The sequence below is a fragment of the Lysinibacillus sp. NPDC097162 genome (genome assembly GCF_044762185.1).
Taxonomy (GTDB): domain Bacteria; phylum Bacillota; class Bacilli; order Bacillales_A; family Planococcaceae; genus Lysinibacillus.
Window position 1 is genome coordinate 694,705 of record NZ_JBIWDT010000001.1, and the last position, 24,763, is coordinate 719,467.

General features: G+C 39.0%; 25 protein-coding genes. All 25 read left to right on the top strand.

Features of this window, described 5'->3' with window-relative positions; all coding sequences use genetic code 11:
* The first annotated feature begins 202 nt into the window (after positions 1–202).
* The 25 genes from der to ACIQXW_RS03465 all read left to right on the top strand — a co-directional run bounded on the left by der (position 203) and on the right by ACIQXW_RS03465 (position 24,715).
* Positions 203–1,513, top strand: a complete 1,311-nt coding sequence (der, locus tag ACIQXW_RS03345; protein ID WP_340825219.1) for a ribosome biogenesis GTPase Der — start codon at positions 203–205, stop codon at positions 1,511–1,513.
* Between the two features lie 160 nt (positions 1,514–1,673).
* Complete coding sequence (locus ACIQXW_RS03350) at positions 1,674–2,690, top strand: NAD(P)H-dependent glycerol-3-phosphate dehydrogenase (protein ID WP_402759889.1); 1,017 nt, start codon at positions 1,674–1,676, stop codon at positions 2,688–2,690.
* A gap of 401 nt (positions 2,691–3,091) precedes the next feature.
* Positions 3,092–3,304, top strand: a complete 213-nt coding sequence (locus ACIQXW_RS03355) for a DUF2768 domain-containing protein (RefSeq protein ID WP_340825217.1) — start codon at positions 3,092–3,094, stop codon at positions 3,302–3,304.
* Positions 3,305–3,322: 18 nt separating this feature from the next.
* Complete coding sequence (locus tag ACIQXW_RS03360; RefSeq protein WP_340825216.1) at positions 3,323–4,111, top strand: hypothetical protein; 789 nt, start codon at positions 3,323–3,325, stop codon at positions 4,109–4,111.
* A gap of 311 nt (positions 4,112–4,422) precedes the next feature.
* A complete protein-coding gene (gene spoIVA / locus ACIQXW_RS03365; protein WP_340825215.1) occupies positions 4,423–5,901 on the top strand; it encodes a stage IV sporulation protein A in 1,479 nt (492 codons plus the stop codon).
* Between the two features lie 199 nt (positions 5,902–6,100).
* Positions 6,101–6,373 (top strand): HU family DNA-binding protein, encoded by a 273-nt coding sequence (locus ACIQXW_RS03370; protein WP_004232618.1) that lies wholly within the window; start codon positions 6,101–6,103, stop codon positions 6,371–6,373.
* 289 nt (positions 6,374–6,662) lie between these two features.
* The gene (folE, locus tag ACIQXW_RS03375) at positions 6,663–7,232 is read left to right on the top strand and encodes a GTP cyclohydrolase I FolE (protein WP_173478452.1); all 570 of its coding nucleotides are present in this window, start codon (positions 6,663–6,665) and stop codon (positions 7,230–7,232) included.
* Positions 7,233–7,295: 63 nt separating this feature from the next.
* Positions 7,296–7,514, top strand: coding sequence for a trp RNA-binding attenuation protein MtrB (gene mtrB, locus ACIQXW_RS03380; protein ID WP_010858802.1), 219 nt, complete (start codon positions 7,296–7,298; stop codon positions 7,512–7,514).
* A gap of 313 nt (positions 7,515–7,827) precedes the next feature.
* The gene (locus ACIQXW_RS03385) at positions 7,828–8,595 is read left to right on the top strand and encodes a heptaprenyl diphosphate synthase component 1 (RefSeq protein ID WP_402759892.1); all 768 of its coding nucleotides are present in this window, start codon (positions 7,828–7,830) and stop codon (positions 8,593–8,595) included.
* A gap of 16 nt (positions 8,596–8,611) precedes the next feature.
* Complete coding sequence (locus tag ACIQXW_RS03390) at positions 8,612–9,316, top strand: demethylmenaquinone methyltransferase (RefSeq protein WP_401018726.1); 705 nt, start codon at positions 8,612–8,614, stop codon at positions 9,314–9,316.
* A 19-nt stretch (positions 9,317–9,335) separates the two neighbouring features.
* Positions 9,336–10,310 carry a heptaprenyl diphosphate synthase component II gene (hepT, locus tag ACIQXW_RS03395; protein WP_340825211.1) on the top strand — a complete coding sequence of 325 codons (975 nt, stop codon included), beginning with the start codon at positions 9,336–9,338 and terminating at the stop codon, positions 10,308–10,310.
* Between the two features lie 86 nt (positions 10,311–10,396).
* A complete protein-coding gene (gene ndk / locus ACIQXW_RS03400) occupies positions 10,397–10,813 on the top strand; it encodes a nucleoside-diphosphate kinase (RefSeq protein WP_340825209.1) in 417 nt (138 codons plus the stop codon).
* A gap of 355 nt (positions 10,814–11,168) precedes the next feature.
* The gene (locus tag ACIQXW_RS03405; protein WP_401018725.1) at positions 11,169–12,317 is read left to right on the top strand and encodes a thiolase family protein; all 1,149 of its coding nucleotides are present in this window, start codon (positions 11,169–11,171) and stop codon (positions 12,315–12,317) included.
* Between the two features lie 14 nt (positions 12,318–12,331).
* The gene (locus ACIQXW_RS03410) at positions 12,332–13,099 is read left to right on the top strand and encodes a 3-hydroxyacyl-CoA dehydrogenase (RefSeq protein WP_402759895.1); all 768 of its coding nucleotides are present in this window, start codon (positions 12,332–12,334) and stop codon (positions 13,097–13,099) included.
* A 128-nt stretch (positions 13,100–13,227) separates the two neighbouring features.
* Positions 13,228–14,853: a long-chain fatty acid--CoA ligase gene (locus ACIQXW_RS03415; RefSeq protein WP_402759897.1), complete on the top strand. Its 1,626-nt coding sequence runs from the start codon at positions 13,228–13,230 to the stop codon at positions 14,851–14,853.
* A gap of 230 nt (positions 14,854–15,083) precedes the next feature.
* On the top strand, positions 15,084–15,314 hold the full coding sequence (locus tag ACIQXW_RS03420; protein WP_340825205.1) for a hypothetical protein: 231 nt from the start codon (positions 15,084–15,086) through the stop codon (positions 15,312–15,314).
* Between the two features lie 83 nt (positions 15,315–15,397).
* The gene (locus ACIQXW_RS03425; RefSeq protein WP_340825204.1) at positions 15,398–16,168 is read left to right on the top strand and encodes a CheR family methyltransferase; all 771 of its coding nucleotides are present in this window, start codon (positions 15,398–15,400) and stop codon (positions 16,166–16,168) included.
* Between the two features lie 362 nt (positions 16,169–16,530).
* Positions 16,531–17,712 (top strand): chorismate synthase, encoded by a 1,182-nt coding sequence (gene aroC, locus ACIQXW_RS03430; protein WP_340825203.1) that lies wholly within the window; start codon positions 16,531–16,533, stop codon positions 17,710–17,712.
* Between the two features lie 3 nt (positions 17,713–17,715).
* Positions 17,716–18,807: a 3-dehydroquinate synthase gene (gene aroB, locus ACIQXW_RS03435; protein WP_402759899.1), complete on the top strand. Its 1,092-nt coding sequence runs from the start codon at positions 17,716–17,718 to the stop codon at positions 18,805–18,807.
* Positions 18,804–19,172 (top strand): chorismate mutase, encoded by a 369-nt coding sequence (aroH, locus tag ACIQXW_RS03440; protein WP_340825201.1) that lies wholly within the window; start codon positions 18,804–18,806, stop codon positions 19,170–19,172. Before aroB ends, aroH begins: the two co-directional genes overlap by 4 nt.
* 18 nt (positions 19,173–19,190) lie before the next feature.
* Entirely contained in the window at positions 19,191–20,291 is a 1,101-nt protein-coding gene (hisC, locus tag ACIQXW_RS03445) for a histidinol-phosphate transaminase (RefSeq protein ID WP_402759903.1), read from the top strand.
* Positions 20,288–21,385, top strand: coding sequence for a prephenate dehydrogenase (locus ACIQXW_RS03450; protein WP_402759905.1), 1,098 nt, complete (start codon positions 20,288–20,290; stop codon positions 21,383–21,385). The genes hisC and ACIQXW_RS03450 overlap by 4 nt, the downstream gene beginning before the upstream one ends.
* A 105-nt stretch (positions 21,386–21,490) precedes the next feature.
* The gene (aroA, locus tag ACIQXW_RS03455; protein ID WP_402759908.1) at positions 21,491–22,780 is read left to right on the top strand and encodes a 3-phosphoshikimate 1-carboxyvinyltransferase; all 1,290 of its coding nucleotides are present in this window, start codon (positions 21,491–21,493) and stop codon (positions 22,778–22,780) included.
* A 94-nt stretch (positions 22,781–22,874) separates the two neighbouring features.
* Positions 22,875–24,143: a tetratricopeptide repeat protein gene (locus tag ACIQXW_RS03460; RefSeq protein WP_402759910.1), complete on the top strand. Its 1,269-nt coding sequence runs from the start codon at positions 22,875–22,877 to the stop codon at positions 24,141–24,143.
* Positions 24,144–24,157: 14 nt separating this feature from the next.
* Entirely contained in the window at positions 24,158–24,715 is a 558-nt protein-coding gene (locus ACIQXW_RS03465) for a ReoY family proteolytic degradation factor (protein ID WP_024364265.1), read from the top strand.
* Positions 24,716–24,763: the final 48 nt, after the last annotated feature.

The following is a 24,763-nucleotide window of genomic DNA, read 5'->3' on the forward strand; positions in this document are numbered from 1 at the left end:
GCTTTTAGCTCAGCCTAACGTAAGCCACAACAGGATAACTAGTTGGAGCGAACCTTGCTAAAAAGGAAATGCTTGGAACGAAAAATAGCGGTTATGTAAAAGAGAAAGCTAAAAAGTACTCTCCTTGATGGATATGTTATGATATAATGGCATTTTTCGTGTATAATAGCGAAAGACAAGAAGTTGGAAGGATGAAGTACAGATGACGAAACCAGTAGTAGCCATCGTAGGTCGTCCGAACGTAGGTAAGTCGACGATTTTTAATCGTATCGTTGGAGAACGTGTCTCGATTGTAGAAGATATTCCGGGAGTAACACGTGACCGTATTTATAGTTCGGCAGAGTGGTTAACACATGATTTTAATATTATTGATACAGGTGGTATCGAAATTGGAGACGAGCCGTTTTTAGAACAAATTCGTCAACAAGCTGAAATCGCTATTGAAGAAGCAGATGTTATTATTTTTATGACGAATGGTCGTGAAGGCGTAACAGCAGCAGATGAGCAAGTTGCAAAAATTTTATACAAAACAAAAAAGCCAGTCGTTTTAGCAGTTAATAAAATTGATAATCCAGATATGCGTGAAATGATTTATGATTTCTATGCACTTGGATTTGGTGAACCTTGGCCAATTTCAGGCTCCCACGGATTGGGCTTAGGAGATTTATTAGACGAGTGTGCAAAGCACTTCCCACAAGAAGATGAAAATCAATACGGAGATGACGTTATTAAATTCTCTTTAATTGGTCGTCCAAATGTCGGGAAATCATCATTAGTGAATGCGTTCCTAGGTCAAGATCGTGTCATTGTAAGTAACATTGCGGGTACAACGCGAGATGCTATTGATACGCCTTACGAATACGATGGGCATGAATATGTAATTATTGATACTGCCGGTATGCGTAAAAAAGGAAAAGTGTACGAAACGACAGAGAAATATTCTGTTTTACGTGCGCTACGTGCTATTGAGCGTTCTGACGTTGTTTTAGTTGTTCTTAATGCTGAAGAAGGCATTCAAGAACAGGATAAAAAAATTGCAGGCTATGCACATGAGGCTGGAAAAGCTATTATCATTGTCGTTAACAAATGGGATACCATTGAAAAAGACGATAAAACAATGAATGTATTTACACAGCAAATCCGTGAACACTTTTTATTCTTAGACTATGCACCGATTATTTTCGTGTCAGCAAATACAAAACAACGAGTGCATCAAATTTTACCGATTGTACAGCGTGTAAGTGAAAATCACGCGATGCGTATCCAATCATCTATTCTAAATGAAGTGATTGAAGATTCGGTTGCACGTAATCCAGCGCCAACTGATAAAGGTCGTCGCTTACGTATCTACTATGCAACACAAGTGGCGATTCAACCACCAACATTTGTGGTATTTGTAAATGAAACGGAATTAATGCACTTCTCTTATGAGCGATTTTTAGAAAATAGAATTCGTGAAACATTTGATTTTGAAGGGACGCCAATTCGTTTAATTACACGTGCGCGTGCATAATCTAAAATATAACTTATTCAGTACGCCAACCCGACAATTGTTGTTGGGTGGCGTCTTTTTTCAAAGGACTAGGCTAAATCACAATTTGGTTAAAATTTGTTTGATAACATGCATTTTGCCCGTGAAGATTTACCTAAAGGAAATAGAAGGGGGAATTTGAATGGAACGAGTTTGTGTACTAGGAGCAGGCTCATGGGGATCAGCACTTGCAATGGTACTTGCGGAAAATGGACATGATACCCTTGTGTGGACACATAGAGCCGATCAGGCAGAAGAAATTAATACACAGCATACGAATAAAAAGTATTTACCAGAAACGGTACTACCAGAGAATTTACATGCTACAAATGATATTGCAGAGGCAGTAGCACATTCTAATACAATCGTTGTAGCTGTACCAACTAAGGCTATCCGAGAAACTTGTGAAAAGATGATCGCTACATTAGACAGAAAAGTATTATTTGTCCATGTTTCAAAGGGAATTGAGCCAGATTCATTAAAACGTATATCTGAAATTTTGGCCGAAAGCTTGCCTTCTGAATGTGTAGAAGACATTGTAGTGCTCTCAGGGCCAAGTCATGCTGAGGAAGTAGTATTACATTCCCCAACAACGATTACAGCAGCCTGTGCAAATATAGAGGCGGCTGAGAAGGTACAGGACTTGTTTATGAACCAGTTTTTCCGCGTATATACGAATGAGGATGTTATAGGCGTGGAAATGGGTGGTGCATTAAAAAACGTTATAGCGTTAGCTGCAGGCATAACAGATGGCTTAAATTATGGTGATAATGCGAAGGCTGCACTTATTACACGTGGACTTGCTGAAATTACTCGTCTAGGTGTTAAAATGGGCGGAAATCCATTTACATTTGCAGGGCTGACAGGCATGGGAGATTTAATCGTAACGTGTACAAGCGTGCATTCTCGAAATTGGCGAGCAGGAAATATGTTAGGTAAAGGCATGAAGCTGCCAGAAGTACTCGATCAAATGGGGATGGTAGTAGAAGGCGTACGGACAACAAAAGCAGCCTATCAACTGGCCGAAAAATATGATGTTGCCATGCCAATTTCGACGGAACTTTATGGCGTATTGTTTAACGATGTAGAGCCGAAAGTGGCCGTCGATGCATTAATGATGCGAGTGAAAAAGCGTGAGATCGATGAATTGATGAACTAAATCATAATGGTTTGAACTAGTAAGCAATATATAACTTGTCATGAAATGGACACAAAAGAGGCATCTCAGAAGGATCTGAGGTGTCTCTTTTTTGAACAAATTGTAAAGTAATAGGTGGTAATAATACTTTTTTTGCCTTAAAAGTTATTTTTATAACGATACATTTCTCCACCTATAGTAAAAATATGATATGATTTCCACGGAGAGTTATATGTTGTAGCGGTCACCTTAATTTATATGAGCTTGAAAGGATTATTTTTTCGTATATCAAAAAAATAACATGTTAAGCACCTTATAGCACTCCTTTTTTACTTTTGGGAAAGCGCCTTCTTTTTTAAGGATGCCCATAGTATAATAAACGTTGATTGTCTCGTGTCATTGAAGAAAGGTGGTAGACTTAAATGGGTCCGTTAGCACATATGCCAGCACTGGATATCATGTGGGTATCTTTTTATTGTATCGGCTTTATGATTATTTCAGTTGGTTTAATTTATCTAGGTCGCAATAAAATTTCAAATGGTTTATTACGTACAATCGTAAATTTATTAGCATACATACTGTTTGGACTTGGAACATTTTTAATGGTACTTATAATTGCCACATGGCCAGCTTAAAAAGGGGGAAAAACGTGAATGAAAAAACTAAATGCTTTTCTTTTGACAGTGGCAATAGCCGTTTTGCTAGGTGGTTGCGCATATCCTGAGGAGGAAAAGGCCGCAAACCAAGTGCCAGATGTCGATCAATTAGCATCTGTCCAACGTGCTGTCAATGAATATCGTGAAGCTACAGGTGGCCTAGTACCGATTAAAAACAGTGAATTGGATACGGATATCTATATAAAATATTTAATCGATTTTGAAAAACTTATGCCAAAATATATTACGCAAATTCCAGGGAATGCATATGAAAAAGGCGGTATTTATCAATATATTATTTGGGATCCAGAAAACAGCGCTGAAGTAAAATTAGTAGATTTAAACTCTGCGGAGCGTATGCGAGAGATTAATATTCGCAAATTGGGCACACAGTATATTCCGACAAAGGGTGCAATTGCTGATAATGTCTACCAAATTAACTTTGAAAAATTAGGCTACAAATCAGAAGTAACAGTCAAAAGTCCGTATTCGGGTGCAGAATTACCGATATTTATGACAGGCGATGGCGAAATGCATGTGGATTATTCAATCGATTTAGGTCAGCTATTAAAAGAGGACAAGCCAGATGTAAAGCCAGGCGAGGATATTCGTCAATTACTTGTCGATAAATATCCAGTTGTTCCAGCCTATTCAGTGCCATACACTGTAGATGAAAAAGGCGAGCCAACCTATATGATGGACGCCTATAAAGCAGATGCAAAAAAGGCGAAGGAAGAAGCGGAAGCAGCTCAAGAGAGCGAAAGTAAAGCTACCGAATCGAAATAAAGTTTTAATTACCTCAATCGTTAGAGAACATCTAATGATTGAGGCTTTTTTATGCCAAAATAGCTGTCGAAATTAGTGTTCGAAATTAGTGCCAGGCACTCAAACAATTCAGAATAATTGCATGACATCGCGGAAATATCACACTGGTTCGCGGAATTACTACCTCATTCCGCGGAAAAACTACCTTGCTCCGCGGAATCAATTTTTTCAACGGAAATATAAATTCTATTCATATTGCTACTGAGGAGCTTTTCATATTTATCTTCGTGGATGCATATAGTGAAAAAGCGTAGATAAAGGAGGCAGAAACCTTGAGTGAAGCAGTATTTAAAGAAATTGCAGAGCGCACAAATGGCGATGTTTATATTGGTGTTGTAGGTCCAGTTCGTGTAGGTAAATCAACATTTGTAAAAAAAGTAATGGAAGCTGTAGTGTTACCGAATATTGTGGATGATACAGAAAGAATGCGAGCACAGGACGAGCTGCCACAAAGCTCGCCAGGCCCAGTAATCATGACTGCTGAGCCGAAGTTTGTGCCTGCTCAAGCGACACGTATTGCTGTCGGCGAAGATGAAATGACATTCCAAATTCGTTTAGCTGATTGCGTTGGTTATGTCATTGATGGTACAAAGGGCTATGAGGATGAGAATGGTCCGAAATTTGTGCATACACCTTGGCATACAGAGCCAATTCCTTTCCAAGAAGCGGCGAAAATTGGTACGGATAAAGTGATTCGAGATCATGCTAATATCGGTATTGTTGTAACAACTGATGGAACTGTAAATGGTATTAGCCGTCGTGCCGCAGAAAAAGCGGAAGAAGAAATTGTTGCACAATTAAAGGAAATTGGAAAACCTTTTGTTATCGTGTTAAATTGTCAAATGCCAGCACGAGAAGAAACAGTACAGCTTCGAAATGAGCTGTTTGAACGTTACAACGTTCCAGTAATTGCGATTTCAATCGATCAAATGCGTGCTACTGATATTCAATATATTTTGCAAGAGGCGTTATTTGAGTTTCCAATTCGGACGATTGAGGTCGAGAAACCAGATTGGCTTGATGTACTAGATGCTACACATCCTCTAAACGTGGCATTAATTGATTCGATGGAAGAAGTACTGTCATCTGTCATGAAGATTCGAGATGTGCAACAAGCTTCTGATGCCTTTAAAGAGATTGATTTTATTGATCAAAGTGAAGTGATTCATGTAGATTCGGGAATCGGTACAGCCGTCATTCGAGTGTCATTACAAGGAGAATTGTATAAGGCAGTTTGTAATGAATGGTTAGATGAACCAATTGAATCAAAGCGTGATTGGTTGCTATTTATTAAAGAGGCTGCTGAAGCAAAAGAAGCACAAAAACGCTTTAAAGATGCAATAACTGAAGCGGATAATAGTGGATATGGTGTGACTTTACCAATGATGCAAGAGTTCGAACCAACTGCTCCAGAACTTATTAAGCAAAATAATTTCTATGGAGTTCGCATGAAGGCAACAGCGCCATCCTATCATATTATTCGAGTTGATATGGAATCAGAATTTGCTCCACTTATTGGCTCTGAATTCCACAGTCAGCAACTTTTGAAAGATTTAAATCATGCTTATTTACATGATCGTGATGCACTTTGGCAAACACAACTTTTTGGTACACCATTGCATGAAGTGTTAAAAGAAGGAATTCGCTACAAAATGAGTGCAGTGCCTACTACAGCTAAAAAACGTATGCGTCAAACAATTGAACGTATGGTTAATGAAGGCGACAGAGGATTGGTTACTTTTATTTTATAGAGATAAAATGGAAATTAGAGAGCAAAAAAATAGTGCAGGGCTATTCGTTTTTATGCGAAAAGTCCTGTTATTTTTATTTTTTGGGTGAAAAACGCATATTTTGGTTATAATCATGAATGAATACAGTTGCGTCGCGGTTTCCTATGTGTTACTCTTTTTACAGAATTGGTTCATGACCCTTTGAGAGGAGGTGAATGGTGTGAATAAAACAGAATTAGTAAACTCTGTTGCTGAAGCTGCAGGTCTTTCTAAAAAAGACGCTTCTAAAGCAGTTGAAGCTGTATTTGATACAATTCAAGATGCTCTTGCAAAGGGTGACAAAGTACAATTAATTGGTTTTGGTAACTTTGAAGTACGTGAACGTGCGGCTCGTAAAGGTCGTAACCCACAAACTGGTAAAGAAATCGAAATCGCTGCTAGCAAGGTACCTGCTTTCAAACCAGGTAAAGCGCTTAAAGATGCTGTAAAATAATACACGTCTAGTAGTTACATAGAGCAGTCTTCATGTAAACGAGCATGAAGGCTGCTCTTTTTAACTTATTTATAAAATATAATGAATGGCAGTAATTCTATAAAATACAAAATTTTAGTCACAAGATGACTTTGTTTTTTACTGTATACATAGCAAGAAGAACGAAAACTTTAAGAAGATATGTTGAATTTCTTTTAAATCAGGTAAGTCGTTTTGCGCTTAACTTTTGGATATGCTACGATGCATAGGGAAATGTGTAATGCTTTGATACGCAGGAGGGTTTTTACGAATGTCGAATGTTGATTTATTGAAAATAGAAGAAGCAGTAAAAATGATTTTAGAAGCTGTAGGCGAGGATGTTAATCGTGAAGGATTGCTTGATACGCCGAAACGTGTTGCTAAAATGTATGCTGAAATGTTTAGTGGCTTACATGAAGATGCAAAAGATTATTTTAAAACTGTTTTCCATGAGGATCATGAAGAATTAGTGCTTGTAAAGGATATCCCATTTTATTCAATGTGTGAGCATCATTTAGTGCCGTTTTATGGCAAAGCACATGTGGCTTACATACCAAACGATGGCATTGTAGCGGGACTAAGTAAATTAGGTCGCGCGGTTGAAACAATTGCACGTCGTCCACAATTACAAGAACGTATTACTTCATCAGTAGCGGATACGATTATGGAAATGCTGTCTCCAAAAGGTGTTTATGTTGTAATCGAGGCAGAGCATATGTGCATGACAATGCGTGGTCTGAAAAAACCAGGATCTAAAACTGTTACATCTGTGGCACGAGGCATTTATGAACAAGATGAGGTAAAACGTAGAGAAGTCTTGTCATTTATTCAAATGTCTTAAACTGCTTGTCTAATTATGTTATGATGGACTAAGAATTTGTCGGATTTAAGGAGTGTACAGACAATGGCGCAAGATTATATAGTAATACAGGCAGAAGAAGATGGCGTACATGTAATAGGCTTAACACGTGGTACGGATACGAAATTCCATCATTCTGAAAAATTAGATGCAGGGGAAGTCATGATTGCTCAATTTACTGAGCACACATCTGCCATGAAAATTCGTGGCAAAGCGCAAATCCATACAGCACATGGTGTTATCCAAAGTGAAGGAAAAAAGTAACGTAGGTATTGTATTGTAGCTTTTATCGGTAAGGTCCATATACAGTGCCGATGATTGTTAGTTATATTGTGCACGGATGCATGACACATACGAGAACAATAAGTATGTGTTCTTGAAACTGGTTTTTACGGGCAAGTAGATTTCCTACCAATTTTTTCTGAGCATTTCTATGGTGGATTTCTACTGCCCGTTCATGTTGGTGAAAGTAAAAACTTTTTATTCCGAAACGATGCTTATGCTATAATGACTCAGTGAGCAAACGTTAAGTCATATAGATGATTAACGTATTTGAAAGTGAAATGGAGTAAGGTCTATGAATGCAACATACATTCAAAATTCAATTGCACAGTTAAAAACAGAGATTTTCATGGATGTTCGTCATAGAACTTTGCAAAAATACACAGGAGTCCCTGTGCTCGATGAAAATCAACTGTTTTACTTGTTAGTTCCCTTTTTGAATGGCGAAGAGTGGCAACAAGAGCAAAGGGAAGCTGCAATAACTGTTGGAATTGTATATGCAGCTCTAGCGGCACATGATCATATTAAAGAACTAGATGCCACTTCAAAAGAACAGCAGCTAACCGTTTTAGCTGGGGATTTTTATAGTGGACGATATTATGAAATTTTAGCAATGTCAGGAAATGTCGCATTGATTCGGAATTTGTCACAAGGAATCGTGACACGCTGCGAACATCAAATCAAAGTATATGAGGCAGAACAGCGTACATTTGAACAATGGTGTTCTTCAATAAGCAATATTGAATCAGGTTTAATTGCAAAGTTTTTTGAGCTTTATGCATTGCATCATTATATTCCATTAATGGAAAAGAGTTTATTATTGTTACGATTAGAAAAAGAATGGGCTATGTATCAGCGTGGACAAAAATCTTTAATGTGTAAAGCGCTTGAACAAAGTGCATTACAGGCAGGCACGACCTTCAATGGCGTCTTACAAGATAAAATTGCCCGCTTAAAAACAGAGCTGTTGCAGGTGATAGACCAAGCATCATTTTTACAAAGTGATGTGAAACAAGCTCTACAAGCACGTGTAGAGGCATCTATTGCTTCTACAAACGGATAAGAGAGGTTTTACTAAAATGGCTAAATCGAAAGAAGAGCACGTTCACGAAGTATTTGAAAGTATTTCGGAAAACTATGATAAATTGAATGGCGTTATTAGCTTCCAAATGCATGTTGGATGGCGTAACGATACGATGAAGCGTATGGCTGTCAAGCCTGGATCGAAAGCGCTGGATGTTTGTTGTGGAACAGCTGACTGGACAATTGCGTTAGCTGAGGCAGTTGGAAAAAGTGGCGAAGTAAAGGGATTGGATTTCAGTAAAAACATGCTGAAAGTGGGCGAACAAAAAATAACGCCTTATCCGCAAATTGAGCTTATACAAGGGAATGCAATGGAATTGCCTTTCCCAGACGATACATTTGACTATGTGACGATTGGTTTTGGTCTACGTAATGTTCCTGATTATTTGCAAGTGTTAAAAGAAATGCATCGCGTCGTAAAACCTGGTGGCATGGTTGTATGTTTAGAAACGTCGCAATCAGAAATTCCTGGTTATCGACAACTATTCCGTTTTTATTTTAAATTTATCATGCCGATATTTGGTAAAATTTTTGCGAAAAGCTATAAAGAATATTCCTGGTTACAGGAATCGGCAAATAATTTCCCAGGTATGAAAAAGCTAGCGGCAATGTTTGAACAGGCAGGTTTAGAAAAAGTAACGTACAAAGCATACAGTGGCGGTGCTGCGGCAATGCATATGGGCTTTAAAAAGATACGTTAATGGGGGAAGGTTTTCAAGCGTGGAAAAGATGAAGTTAAAACTACTCTATTCCGATTTGAAGTCAGATATTGATATCATCGAACAAGAATTAGAAAAAGCGGTGAATTCGTCTTCGCATTTAATTAACGATGCTTCTCTCCATTTATTACAAGCTGGTGGCAAACGAATCCGACCAATTTTTGTGTTGCTTGGCGCAAAATTTGGCGATTATGATATCGAAAAGATGAAAAATGTGGCTGTGCCTTTAGAGCTCATTCACATGGCGTCGCTAGTGCATGATGATGTGATTGATGATTCCGATATGCGACGAGGACGTCCAACTGTCAAATCCCAATGGAATAACAGAGTAGCAATGTACACGGGCGATTTTATTTTTGCGCGTGCACTTGAATACATCACAAAAATCGAGGACCCACTTGTTCATCAAATTTTGGCACGAACAATGGTGGAAATTTGTAACGGTGAAGTTATTCAAATCGAAGACAAGTTTAGATTGGATCAGGGCTTAAAGGATTATTTCAGACGTATTAAACGTAAAACGGCATTACTTATTTCTTCTAGCTGTGAGATTGGTGCAGTCGCAGCAGGTGTAGATGCCAAAACTGTAAGCCATTTGAAACGCTTTGGTTACTTTGTGGGCATGAGCTTTCAAATAATCGATGATGTATTAGATATTATGGCGACAGATAAAGAATTAGGGAAGCCAGCAGGTAGTGACTTATTACAAGGGAATATTACTTTACCGATTTTGTTATTAAAAGATGATGAACAGATGCAGCCTTATTTAGCAAAAGTGTTTGCGGGAACATTAACAGAGCCTGAGCGCCAAAAAATGTTGCAATATGTGCGTAAATCTGATGCGATTACACAAGCTAATAAAATGAGCGACAAGTATTTAAAAAAAGCTTTACAAGAAATAGATGCTTTACCAAAACATCCAATTAAGAAAAAGCTTCGTGACATCGCTTTGTTTATGGGCAAGCGTAAATTCTAGCTTTTTGTTGTGCTAAAGCTCATTTTTTGTTAATATTTATCGGTAGGTGTAAAACCTGTTAGACGAATTTAAGGAGTGTTTTAAACATGGCAATCGAACAAACTTTTTTAATGGTTAAACCTGATGGCGTAGAACGACAAGTAGTAGGAGATATCGTTGATCGTTTTGAACGTCGCGGTTTCTTATTAAAAGGCGCTAAATTAATGGTAATCCCTCAAGAATTAGCAGAAAAACACTATGCTGAGCATGCTGAACGTCCATTCTTCGGTGAATTAGTAGACTTCATCACTTCTGGTCCAGTATTCGCTATGGTATGGGAAGGCGAAAACGTAATTAAACTTGCTCGTACAATGATGGGTGCTACTAAACCAGAAGAATCTAACCCAGGTACAATCCGTGGTGACTACGCAACAACTGTTTCTCACAACATCATCCACGGTTCTGACTCTCTTGCATCTGCAGAGCGCGAAATTGGCTTATTCTTCGGTGAAGATTTAGTTTAATTTTATAAAATATAGAGCGATATCCATTAACTTGGAGTCGCTCTTTTTTTATTGCTTAAAATAATCTTGAAACAGTAAGCAGTAAGTGCCATCACTTTGCCATTCGTGGGGGTGTAAAATGACGAATCTTGGTTACTGAAGAAGGACTTCGCCTTTAGTTTAATCTACTCTATTTAAATACATAAAGAATTGTTAATAACGACTTCGTCATGTAAAATAAATGATATAATATTCAGATAATTCGTAACTAGTAAATAGTTTCATAAAGCGGTATATATTTTCTACTAAGCAAATAAACTTAAACGTAAATGAATTAAGGGGTATGACAGAATCGTGTTAGAAAAGGGGGATTTATATGAGAGAAGTAGTGATTGTAGCAGCTGTTCGTACAGCGGTAGGACGAAGCAAAGGCGCTTTAAAAGATGTACGTGCAGATGACTTAGCAGCAGATGTACTACAGGAAGTTATTAAGCGAGCAGGTATCGACAAAGGACAAGTAGAGGATGTTATTTTTGGTTGCGTTACACAAACAGGTGAACAAGGTGCAAATATTGCACGTACAGCTTTATTAATGGCAGGTTTCCCAGAGAAGGTTCCAGGTGTAACGATTGATCGACAATGCGGTTCTAGCCAGCAAGCTGTTCATTTTGGAGCACAAGCTATTTTAGCAGGGGATATGGATGTGGTGATTGCTGGTGGTGTTGAAAGTATGACAAGGGTGCCAATGTTTTCAAATATGCAAACTGCCCATAAAGGAAAACGCTTACAAGAAAATTATCATATTATTCATCAAGGACTATCAGCTGAAAAAATGGCTGCAAAATGGCAGTTTTCAAAGGACATATTGAATAACTTTGCTTATGAAAGCCATAGACGAGCATTAGCAGCGATAGAGACAGGCCATTTTCAACAGGAAATTATGCCTGTCCATATAACACAAGAGGATGGAACCGTTACTACATTTGAAGTCGATGAAGGACCTCGCGCAGATACGACCATCGAACGATTACATGACTTGAAAACAGTTTTTCAAGAGCACGGAGTTATTACAGCTGGCAATGCAAGTCAAATGAGTGACGGTGCATCCGCTGTCGTGCTAATGTCGTTAGCAAAAGCACAGGAGCTAGGTATTCAACCGCTTGCAAAAATAGTGACACGCGTTGTAATAGGGTCAGATCCAACGCTTATGCTTACGGGCCCAATCGAGGCTACGAGACAAGCCTTAAAACGCGCAGGACTGTCAATTGAAGACATTGATACGTATGAGGTGAATGAAGCATTTGCCCCTGTTCCTCTTGCTTGGTTACATGAAATTGGTGCAGACCAAGCAAAGCTAAATCCAGATGGCGGAGCAATTGCTTTAGGACACCCACTAGGTGCTACTGGTACAAAGTTGTTAACGACGATGTTATATCGGATGCAACGTGAAAACTTACGCTATGGCCTACTCGCTATTTGCGAAGGTATGGGGATGGCCAATGCCACAATTATTGAAAAAATGTAAAGGGGTTGGGTTCTATGAAATGTCATGACGTTGTCGCGATTGTAACAGGTGGTGCATCAGGCTTAGGAGAAGCGACTGTACGAAAAATTGTTAACGAAGGCGGCAAAGCGGTCATCTTCGATGTTAATGATGAAAGAGGGCATAACATCACGCAGGAATTAGGCGAAAGTGTTCGCTACGCCCGCGTTGATGTGACACAAGAAGCAGATGTAGCTGCTGGGCTGGAGCATGCTATCGCTACATTTGGTCGAATTAATGTGGCGGTTAACTGTGCGGGGATTGCTGATGCAAGTAAAGTGATTTCAAAACGTGGAGTACATGCACTTGAGCTATTTTCTAAAGTAATTTCAGTTAATTTAATAGGCACATTTAATGTCATTCGACTTGCAGCCGAAAAAATGCAGCAAAACGAGCCCGACGAAGATGGACAACGAGGCGTTATTATTAATACAGCATCGGTTGCCGCTTTCGATGGTCAAATTGGACAAGCAGCTTATAGCGCCTCAAAGGGCGGAGTTGCTGCGATGACATTGCCGATTGCACGTGAGCTTGCAGATTTGGGAATACGCGTAATGACCATTGCGCCAGGGTTAATCGAAACGCCGATGTTTGCGTCATTAGCAGAGCCAGCTCGCACGGCACTAGCTAGTATGACGCCATTCCCCAAACGTCTTGGAAAACCATCTGAGTATGCGATGCTTGTGGAAAGTATTATTCATAATGTCATGCTCAATGGTGAGGTTATTCGCCTTGATGGTGCGATACGAATGCAGCCAAAATAATGGTTTGAAAAGTTTTTAGTGCTTGTGAAGTAAATGGATTCATTCTTAAATGTAAATATCTTTTTTGTAGCAGCAGTCAGCTTTGGTGTTAAAGCAAATTAAATGTGAAAACGAAAGGGAGCGATATTATGCATATGATGGATACACCTTTACTATTAACAAGTTTTTTAAATCGAGCTGAGCGATATTTTCATGCGAAGAAAATATATTCGCGTACTAGCGCTACAACAATTCATGAGTTTACCTATAAAGAGTTTGCCAAGCGTACCCGTAAATTAGCGGATGCTCTTACGACACTTGGTATGGATCGTGGTGTAAAAGTTGGTACTTTTGCTTGGAATCATCATCGCCATTTAGAGGCATATTTTGCTGTACCGTGTGCAGGGGCAGTGCTGCATATGATAAATATTCGACTAGCGCCTGAACATATCGTGTATGTAATTAATCATGCAGAAGATGATATTTTACTCATTGATGAAAATTTAGTGCCTGTCATTGCACCCATTGTGTCACAGCTTAAAAAGGTGAAGCATTTTATTATCATGGGGGATGATGTTGAGTTAGAAAATTCGCCATTACCGAATGCTCTTTCCTATGAAGAACTTCTTGCAGTGGCAAATGATGATTTTGTCTTCCCTGATGATATTGATGAAAATGCACCAGCTGGTATGTGTTATACGAGTGCAACAACAGGCATGCCAAAGGGGGTTGTCTATACACATCGCAGTATAGTCCTTCATAGTATTACAGCGGGACTTTCTGATAGTATAGCAATATGCGAGCGCGATGTAGTGTTACCAGTCGTACCAATGTTTCATGCCAATGCCTGGGGCTTACCGTTTGCTAGTGTGTTATTTGGAGCGACGCAAGTATTACCAGGACCGATGTTTACGCCACAGCTATTACTCGATTTGTTTGAGCAGTACAAAGTAACGTTGACAGCGGGGGTTCCAACTATTTGGTTAGGCGTTTTACAAGAACAACGCCAACAGCCACGAGATTTATCTTCCTTACGTTCGATTATTTGTGGAGGTTCTGCATCTCCAATTGGTCTTGTGCGCGGCTTTGAGGAGGAGCAAAACATTCCGTATTATACAGGCTACGGTATGACAGAGACATCACCGCTTGTTAGCTTATCAACATACTTATCACACATGCAAAACTATACGACAGACGAAAAAATGCACGTTCGAACAACGCAAGGGATAACGGTACCTCTTCTTGATATGCGCATTGTAAATGAACATGGTGAGGTACCTTGGGATGGCAAGACAATGGGCGAAATTACATTAAGAGGCCCTTGGATTGCTAATGAGTATTATAAGGATGAGCGCACAACAGAAGCCTTTAAAGATGGTTGGTTATACACAGGAGATATTGCGGTGATGACGCCTGATGGATATATTAAAATTACAGATCGTACAAAAGATTTAATTAAGAGTGGTGGCGAATGGATTTCGTCAGTGGAGCTTGAAAATGCTTTGATGTCACATCCGAAAGTATTTGAAGCGGCAGTGGTGGCAATACCACATGAAAAGTGGCTGGAACGACCATTGGCATGTGTTGTTCCGAAACCTGAGCATAAAGACTCGATTACAAAGGAGGAGCTGTTGGACAGTTTGCGGTCACAGTTCCATAAAACATGGATTCCTGATGATGTAGTTTTTTTAGATGAAGTACCGAAAACATCTGTCGGAAAATTTATGAAAGCAAAGCTAAGGGAAAATTTAAAAGACTATCGTGTAGAAATTTAACTAACAATGAAAGCGTAAATTGACCGTCTTCATTTTAGAGTGGCGATAGAAGGCATCAGGAAGTGAAAACTCGATGCCTTCTTTTCGTTTTTGGAACGGATGGTTGCGATTTCTGTACTGAAAAGCGAGCATTCTCCCATTAAAAAGAGAATTGATTGAAGAACTTTCAAAAAAGGAAACTATTTTTTAGTTTTATCGTATAATCTATATAGATAGGGGGAAGAGAAAAAATGGAAATTGCTATTGTTGCTATTATTGGCGGCATTATGGTCGCTTTAGCTGGAATATTTACCGATGCACGTACAAAAGGGCAAAAATTAAAATTAAAAACAATTGAACAAGAAGTTGAATTAGAAAAGCTAAGATTGGAATCATATACAAAAGAAACAGAAAAATTACGACTAGAATTAGAACATTCGAAAGTGCTACTACTAGAAGAAAAGAAAAATACGACAAAGTAACATTGAATACAAGGAAAGACTATTTCAGTAAAGGCATTTTTCCGCTATAATGGAAATACGACGCTAGAGGGGAAGATGACTGTATGTCTGATTATGAACAATTTGTTGAAGGTATTAAGCGCAAAACTGGAATTGATTTAGCGTTATATAAAGAAGCGCAAATGAAAAGACGATTGACCTCACTCTACGAGAAAAAGGGATATCGTAATTTTGTTGATTTTCTAAAAGCACTCGAGCAAGATCGTGATTTGATGAATGAGTTTTTAGATCGAATGACGATTAATGTGTCTGAGTTTTATCGAAATGGAAAGCGCTGGGAAGTATTACAAAAGAAAATTTTCCCGAAGTTACTACAATCCAACAAGCGTTTGAAAATTTGGAGTGCTGCATGTTCAACTGGAGAAGAGCCATATTCATTAGCAATGGTATTATCGCAATTAGTACCATTATCGCAAATTCAAATAATCGCCACTGATTTAGATGAAAATGTAATTCAAAAGGCAAAGCTAGGTGTTTATCCGGAGCGTTCTTTAGCAGAGGTGCCAAAAGATATTCAAGCAAAGTATTTTGAGCAAGAAGGAAACTTCTACCGAGTTAAAGATGAAATTAAGCGCTGTGTCACATTTAAAAAGCATAATCTGCTTAACGATCATTACGATTCTCATTATGATCTAATCGTGTGTAGAAATGTTATGATATACTTTACGGAAGAAGCAAAGGATCAAATATATGCGAACTTCAGTAAAGCATTACGACAAGATGGCATATTATTTGTAGGATCAACGGAGCAAATTTTTAATCCATCTCGTTACGAATTTGAAGTAGAGGATACATTCTTCTATCGAAAAAAATAATTAATTAAATGATGAAAAGCTTTCGTACAGTAAATAAGATGACTGTCACGTACATAAATTGCCAAGACACTAGACATAGATGACCGTACGCTTTTCGCTTGCATAAGCAAAAAGCGTATTTTTTATTAAAGTAAATCGGTTTCACGTTAAAAAATCTTGGACTTATTGTGTGGCACTTAAGTAGTTAAAAAAACCTCTTTTTTTAAATAAATCGTTCAGAATATTCGCATATAATGCTATGCTGTCTATCTTTATTGATTTATGAATACGTGCTATGACATTTGCAAAAGGACTGTTTTTTTAGAGAATATATGTTATAGTGAAAAATACATACTTTAGCGAGTTGAAGGGAGAAAGCGTTTATGCGTTACTTAACAGCAGGAGAATCACACGGACCGCAATTAACTACAATAATTGAGGGTTTACCGTCACTTTTACCAATAACAGCAGAAAAAATTAACCATGATTTAAAACGTCGCCAAGGAGGTCATGGCCGTGGTCGTCGTATGCAAATCGAAACGGATACAGTAGAAATAGTAGGTGGTGTTCGCCACGGACAAACACTTGGCTCTCCTGTCGCGTTAGTTGTCACAAATGATGACTGGAAGCATTGGACGAAAATTATGGGCGCGGAACCATTAGCAGATGATGTTAATCCTGATGATATTAAACGTCAAATTTCACGTCCACGTCCAGGACATGCTGATTTAGTAGGAGGCATGAAATATGGCCATCGAGATTTACGAAATGTTTTAGAACGTTCTTCTGCACGTGAAACGACTGTCCGTGTTGCAGTAGGGGCTGTTGCGAAAGCATTATTAAATGAGCTCGGTATTTCAATTGTGTCACATGTAACGGAAATCGTAGGCATTAAAGCAGACACGTCTGTAATTGAAGGAAAGACTGTAGATGAAATTCGCACAATCGTCGAAGCAGATCCTTGCTACTGTGTAGATCCTGTTGCTTCAGCAAAAATGGTTGAGGCAATCGATGAAGCGAAAAAAGCAGGCGATTCTATTGGCGGTGTTGTTGAAGTAATCGTTGAAGGTATGCCAGCTGGTATTGGATCTTATGTTCATTACGACCGTAAACTAGATGCAAAATTAGCAGCAGCAATGTTGTCTATTAATGCTTTTAAAGGTGTTGAATTTGGTATTGGTTTTGAAATGGCTCGCCGTAAAGGTTCAGAAGTACATGACGAAATCATTTGGTCCCAAGAGCATGGCTATACTCGTGCTACGAATCGCCTTGGCGGCTTAGAAGGCGGAATGTCTACAGGCATGCCGATTGTTGTTCGAGGTGTTATGAAGCCAATTCCAACATTATATAAACCTTTGCAAAGTATTGATATAGAGACAAAAGAACCGTTTAAAGCAAGCGTAGAACGTTCAGACAGCTGTGCAGTACCAGCAGCTTCAGTCGTAGCTGAACATGTTATTGCCTGGGAAATTGCCAACGCAATTATGGACCAATTTCATGGAGACCAACTACCACAATTAAAAGCACAAATTGAAGAACAACGCCGTTACGCAAAGGAGTTTTAATATATGCGTGTACCAGTAGCAACAAAATCACATCAATATGAGGTAGTGCTTGGGCATAATTTTTTAGCCGAAGCAGTAAAAACATTTGATGATAAACTGCAAAAAGCAGATAAGCTTATTGTTTTTACAGATGCCAATGTGTGGGCAGCCCAAGGGGAATATTTCAAGGGGAATTTCCCATATGCGTTTGAGGTATTTGTGCTACCAGGTGGTGAGGCTTGTAAAACATTTGAACAATACAATGCAGCACAAACTTTCTTGCTTGAACAAAAATGTTCACGTAAATCATTTATTTTTGCATTTGGTGGAGGCGCAGTTGGAGATTTAACAGGCTTTGTTGCAGCTACATATATGCGTGGAGTGCCCTTTATCCAAATACCAACGACGATTTTAGCGCATGACTCAGCAGTAGGCGGTAAAACAGCTATTAACCATCCACTAGGCAAAAATATGATTGGTGCGTTCTATCAACCAGAAGGGGTAATTTACGATACAGTCTTTACAGAAAGCTTACCTGAGCGTGAAGTGCGTTCAGGTACAGCAGAGGTCATTAAGCATGCGATGATATCAAATGCCATTTGGCTTCAAGAGCTAATGGCTGCAGATTCAGTTATCCATTTTAGTACATCTGAATTAGCCAAACATTTAAAAGCTGGCATTGAAGTAAAGGCGAAAATTGTGTCTGAGGATGAAACAGAGCAGTCAGTGCGCAAATATTTAAATTTGGGTCATACATATGGCCATGCAATAGAAGCAGCTGCGGGTTATGGGAAAGTTGCACATGGTGAAGCGGTGATGATTGGTCTTGTGTATTGTCTATTATTAAGTGAACGATATGGTAAGTTGGATCGTGAATTCACAACAGCATTTTTACGTTTTGCGCTGAATAATGACTATCCTTTTGGTGCGGTGAATGATTATACATTTGAACAATTAACAGACTATTTATTAAAAGATAAAAAAGCGGAATACGGTGTCCTACAATTTGTGTTACTCGAAGAAATTGGGAAGCCTTTTGTGCGACCAATTGAGTTAGCAGAATGCAAAGAGGTAGATGCTGAATTCCGACAGCTATTAGCGGAGGTGCTTGTATGATTCGTGGACTTAGAGGTGCAATTACAATTGAATTGGACAAGCCAGAGCTTGTATGGGATGAGACAGCGAGATTAGTGCGTGAGGTTGTGGCAGCAAATCATGTGGAGATAGAAGATATTGCATCAATCGTTATTTCAACGACACCAGATATTACATCGGCGTTTCCAGCACGTGCTGTAAGGTTAATGGACGGCTGGCAGTATGTCCCTGTTATGTGTATGCATGAAATGGATGTGCCAGATGCCCTGCCATTATGTATTCGTGTTTTAATCCATGCGAATGTGGAAATGGCACAAAAAGATGTTCAGCATATTTATTTAAATGATGCTGTGAAATTAAGACCAGATTTAGCCCAAGCTAAATAATAAGAGGAGATGTTTGAGATGAAATGGAAACAACAATTGGACGGTATGCAAGCATATAAGCCAGGTAAACCAATTGAAGAAGTACAACGTGAATTTGGCTTACAAGAAGTCGTAAAGTTAGCATCAAATGAAAACCCATTTGGTTGCTCACCTAAGGTAACAGCATATTTACAAAATAGTGCAGTAAACTATGCAATCTATCCAGACGGCTATGCACAAAATTTACGTTCAGCTGTGGCAAAACATGTTGGTGTCAAAGAAACACAGCTTCTTTTTGGAAATGGTTCAGATGATATAATTGCAATTCTTACTCGTGCTCTGTTGTATCCAGGTGTGAATACAGTCATGGCAGATCCATCATTCTCACAATACATTCATAATGCTGAAATTGAAGGTGCGGAAGTTCGTAAAATTCCTTGTATTGAAGGTGCACACGACTTAGACGCAATGGCAGCAGCTATTGATGAACATACTTCTATTGTGTGGGTATGTAGTCCGAATAATCCAACAGGTGTAGTCATTGCAGATACAGATTTACGTGCATTTTTAGCGAAAGTACCAAGCGATGTGCTTGTAGTTTTAGATGAAGCGTATATCGAATATGTGACGCATCCAGGTCATAAAGAAACGCTACCTTTAATTGATGAGTATCCAAATGTGATATTAATGCGCACATTTTCTAAAGCATACGGTCTTGCCGCATTCCGAGTAGGCTATGCAATTGGTCAACCAGAAGTCATTTCAAAACTGGATCCAGTACGTGCACCGTTCAATAATACAATTTTAAGTCAAGCTGTAGCGGCGATTGCATTAAGTGATCAAGACTTTTTAAAAACTTGCTGTGCAGCAAATGAAATAGGTAAAAAACAATACGTTGATTTTTGTGAAAAGCATAATTTGAAATACTACCCATCTGATACAAACTTTATTTTCTTTAACACGAATGCTGATAGTGATGTTGTTTTCCAAGAGCTTATGAAGCGTGGTTTTATTATTCGTAGCGGTAATGCTCTAGGTGCGCCAGGTTTTATCCGTGTAACAATTGGTACGGAAGCACAAAATGCAGCATTATTAGAGCATCTTGAAGAAGTGTTAAAAGAACAAGGGGTTATTGCATGACACGCAAAGTGCTCGTTATTGGTTTAGGCTTAATTGGGGGCTCGATTGCTCTTGCCTTACAAAAGGCACCTGAAACTAAAATTATTGGCTATGATATGGATGAAAAAACCCGTGAACATGCCAAAACATTAAACATTGTTCATGATATTGTGACAGATCCAAAAGATGTTGCAGCAGAGGTAGATATCATTATTTTTGGAACGCCTGTCAACGCTACGCTCGAGTGGATGGAACAATTAAAAACATGGTCGTTAAAAAATAAAGTTATTGTAACAGATACAGGTAGTACGAAAAAAATGATTATGCAAAAAGCCGGGGAGCTACGTGAGCTTGGTATTACGTTTATCGGTGGACACCCGATGGCAGGCTCTCATAAAAGTGGTGTATTAGCTGCCAAAGCGCATCTTTTCGAAAATGCGTATTATATGCTGACACCACTCGCAGGCGAAGAAATTATTAATATGGCTCAGCTAGAAAGCCTTTTAAAATTCACACATGCCAAAGTTGTTAGTGTATCCGCACGTGAGCACGATCATATGACGGCTGTAGTGAGTCACTTTCCGCATGTTATTGCTGCATCCCTTGTGCATCAATTAGGCGGGGAAAATGGTGAATACCCAATGACACGCTCACTTGCAGCAGGGGGGTTCAGAGATGTGACACGTATTGCATCCTCTAATCCGATTTTGTGGCGTGATATTACACTTCAAAATCGTGATGAATTAGTAGCACAGCTTGAAGGCTGGCAAACTGAAATGGATCGGGTCAAGGAACTGCTATTAAATGGTAGCTCAGCAGACATTGAAAGTTATTTCGCTATTGCTAAAGAGCTACGTGATGAATTGCCAATTAGTGCTGGAGCAATGTTTACTTCGTTTGACTTGTACGTAGATGTTCCTGACTATCCAGGGGTAATTTCTGAGGTAACAGGCCTACTAGCAGATGAAGCAATTAGCATTACAAATTTACGAATTGTAGAATCACGTGAAGATGTTTTCGGTATTCTTGTGATTAGCCTGCAAAGTGAAAGTGATCGTGAACGTGCCGCAGCATGTATTCAAAAGCGAGCAAACTTTGAAACGTATATTTCATAGATTAGTGCATTAACGTCTCATAAGAGGCGATGAATGGCTAAATACAATGAAGAAAGCGTCGATATATCGGCGCTTTCTATCTTCATATGGAGGCGAGAGATAATTATGAGTGAAAAAGTATTACAATATAATAAACCATCTTTACAAGGGCTATTAACAATCCCTGGTGATAAATCTGTTTCACATCGTTCTGTCATGTTTGGGGCGATTGCAACAGGGAAAACAACGGTTGACGGCTTTTTACTTGGTGAAGATTGTTTAAGCACTATTGATTGTTTCCGCAAGCTTGGTGTGAAGATTGATGTGGACGGTACAAATGTAACAATCGAAAGCGCTGGTATGGAAGCTTGGCAGGAACCTAGCGAGGTGCTTTACACAGGGAACTCTGGTACAACAACACGCTTAATGCTCGGGATTTTAGCTGGCTCCAAAGTACATAGCGTGATGACAGGAGATGCATCTATCGGTAAACGTCCGATGCGACGTGTGATTGATCCATTACGTCAAATGGGTGCTCACATTACAGGTCGTGCGGATGGACAATATACACCACTTGCCATACAAGGTACAAAGCTACAAGCTATTGACTATCAAATGCCTGTTGCCAGTGCACAAGTGAAATCAGCTATTTTACTAGCAGCTTTACGTGCGCAAGGTACAACAATTGTACGTGAAACAGAGGTGTCCCGTGACCATACTGAGCGTATGCTACGTCAATTTGGGGCGCAAATAACTGTAGCAGATGGGGTAATTACTTTTGAAGGCGGACAAACACTTTCAGGTACACATGTGTCAGTGCCAGGCGATATTTCATCTGCAGCATTTTTCTTAGTAGCAGGTGCAATTTGTCATGATAGTAAAATTGTCTTAGAAAATGTTGGGGTGAATCCAACGCGTGACGGTATTATAGAAGTTCTTCAGAACATGGGAGCTTCTATAACAATAGTAGCTAATGAAGACGGTCAATCTGAGCCAACTGCAGCAATTACTGTTGAAACGTCTACGTTAAACGGAACTATTATTCAAGGGAATATGATTCCGAGATTAATCGACGAAATTCCAATTCTTGCACTTTTAGCAACACAGGCTCACGGTAAAACAATTATCAAGGATGCTGAGGAGCTCAAGGTCAAAGAAACGGATCGCATTACTGCCGTGGTGGATGAGCTGAAAAAACTAGGTGCTCATATTGAAGCAACTGAGGATGGTATGATTATCGAAGGACCAACGCCATTATATGGGGCAAGCCTGAAAACATACGGGGATCACCGTATCGGTATGATGGGCGCTGTGGCAGCGTTAATAACGGATGGGGCAGTGACATTAGACGATGCAGAATGCATCGCTGTTTCCTATCCGTCGTTTTTCGAGCATGTTGAGTCTGTGAAGAAATAGTCAACACTTGACTCCCCAATCCGTTTGGGGAGTTTTTTCTTGTTTCAAAAGAAAATATTTTGTAGCATAAAGATATACATGAAAGAATAGGTGAATGACTGTGAATAATGCAATGACGGAAATGATGCAAGCACTTGAGCAAGGGGATTTAGCTTTAATAGATCAGCTTCTAGAATCTTTTTTAATGAAGGAATTACCTGAGGAAATATACGCACTAGCGGAAGTTTTTATGCAATATGGTTACATGAAAGAAGCGGACCGTGTACTGGAGCATCTGCAATTTTTATTCCCAGAGGAGGCACAACTAAAAATTGACCGTGCCAACGTCTTAATGGAGCTTGGTGATGAGGACGAGGCATTAGACATGTTGTTAGCAGTCGAAGATACAGCCCCAGAATATCCGCAAGCATTACTAGTGCTAGCCGATTATTATCAAATGCAAGGTTTATTTGAAGTGGCAGAAAAGCGCATTAACGAGGCGTTAGCGATCTTACCTGATGAGCCACTACTACATTTTGCTAAAGCAGAGTTATTATTTGAGACAGGACGTTTTCTAGAGGCTGCGCGCCTTTACGAAGAATTACATGAGCAACAAGAGGAATTTGCAGGCATCAGTCTCGTTGAACGACTAGCTGAAGTATATCGTGCGGGCGCTGCCTATGAAACAGCTTTAGACTATTATTTAGCAGCTCTAGATGACGAAGTGAAGCCAGATACTTTATTTGGTGCTGCATATGCTGCGTTCCAATCGCAAAAATATGAATTGGCGATTAAGCAATTAGAAGACTTAAAAGAATTAGACCCTGACTATTTCTCAGCTTATTTATTGCTAGCGGAAAGCTATGCCATGACAGAGGACAATAAAAAAGCTTATGCAGCTATTAAAGAAGGCTTGAAGCGCGATGAGTACGATAAATCATTATTCTTATTTGCTGGTAAAATGGCATTAAAAAACGCTTTGCCAGAAGATGCAGAAAATTATTTACGAGAAGCAGTTGCGTTAGATCCTGAGTATATGGAAGCCGTGCTAACGCTTATTTCCGTATTTACGCAACAAGAACGCTATGAAGATGTCGTTGAATTATTTGAGACATTACAAAAAAATGATTTTGAATGGATAACTTTATATCCTTACGCTGCAGACGCATATGCAAATTTAGAATTGTACGACCGTGCATACGAATTTTACCGTTTGGCATATACTGATTTTAAGGAAGACGCAGCATTTTTGGAAAAATATGTTTATTTCTTATTAGAAGAAGGCAAGCGTTCAGAAGTTAAAGAAGTTCTCGGTCATTTAATCAAGCTTCAACCAGGTGAACCACAATGGCAAGAGATGTTAGAAGGCTTAGAATTAGAGTAAAGGAGGGAGTGGGTATGACTGCTTCTGTATCAGTTGTCGATAAAAAAGCATTTGTTCGCTGGTTTTTGAAAAATTACCAATTAAAACGTCGTGAGTGTGTATGGATTTTAAATTACTTATTAAGTAATGATGAGTTGTTAAAACGAATACGGTTTGTAGAAGAAGCGCACTATTGTCCTAGAGCTATGGTGATGTCTACAGTAGACTCAACAGGTGTACCATTTCGTTTTTATAAAGGCAATGTGATGACAGCAGATGCTGAAAAATCGTTCCATGACTTACGTTTACATGAACAAGAAGATATGTATATACAACTGAACTTTCCAAATATACCGCCAAGTGCACAATACTTAGCAGTTCTTGAAGAAAACCCTTATATGCCAGAAACATTAATTGTTAGTGAAAAAGACCGTTTACTGGCAGAAGAGTTACTTTCCAATAGTTTACTCGTATTCCAAGAAGAAAAATTACTTGCACAAATTGATGAAGCATTAGATAAAGGCGATGAAGAACGATTTTATGAATTGTCTAATTTGTTACAAGTTTTAAAAGAAACTGCTAATTTACAATAGTCTTAAGTCAATAGGTAAAAATTGAATGCCCTTTATCCACCTCTATAT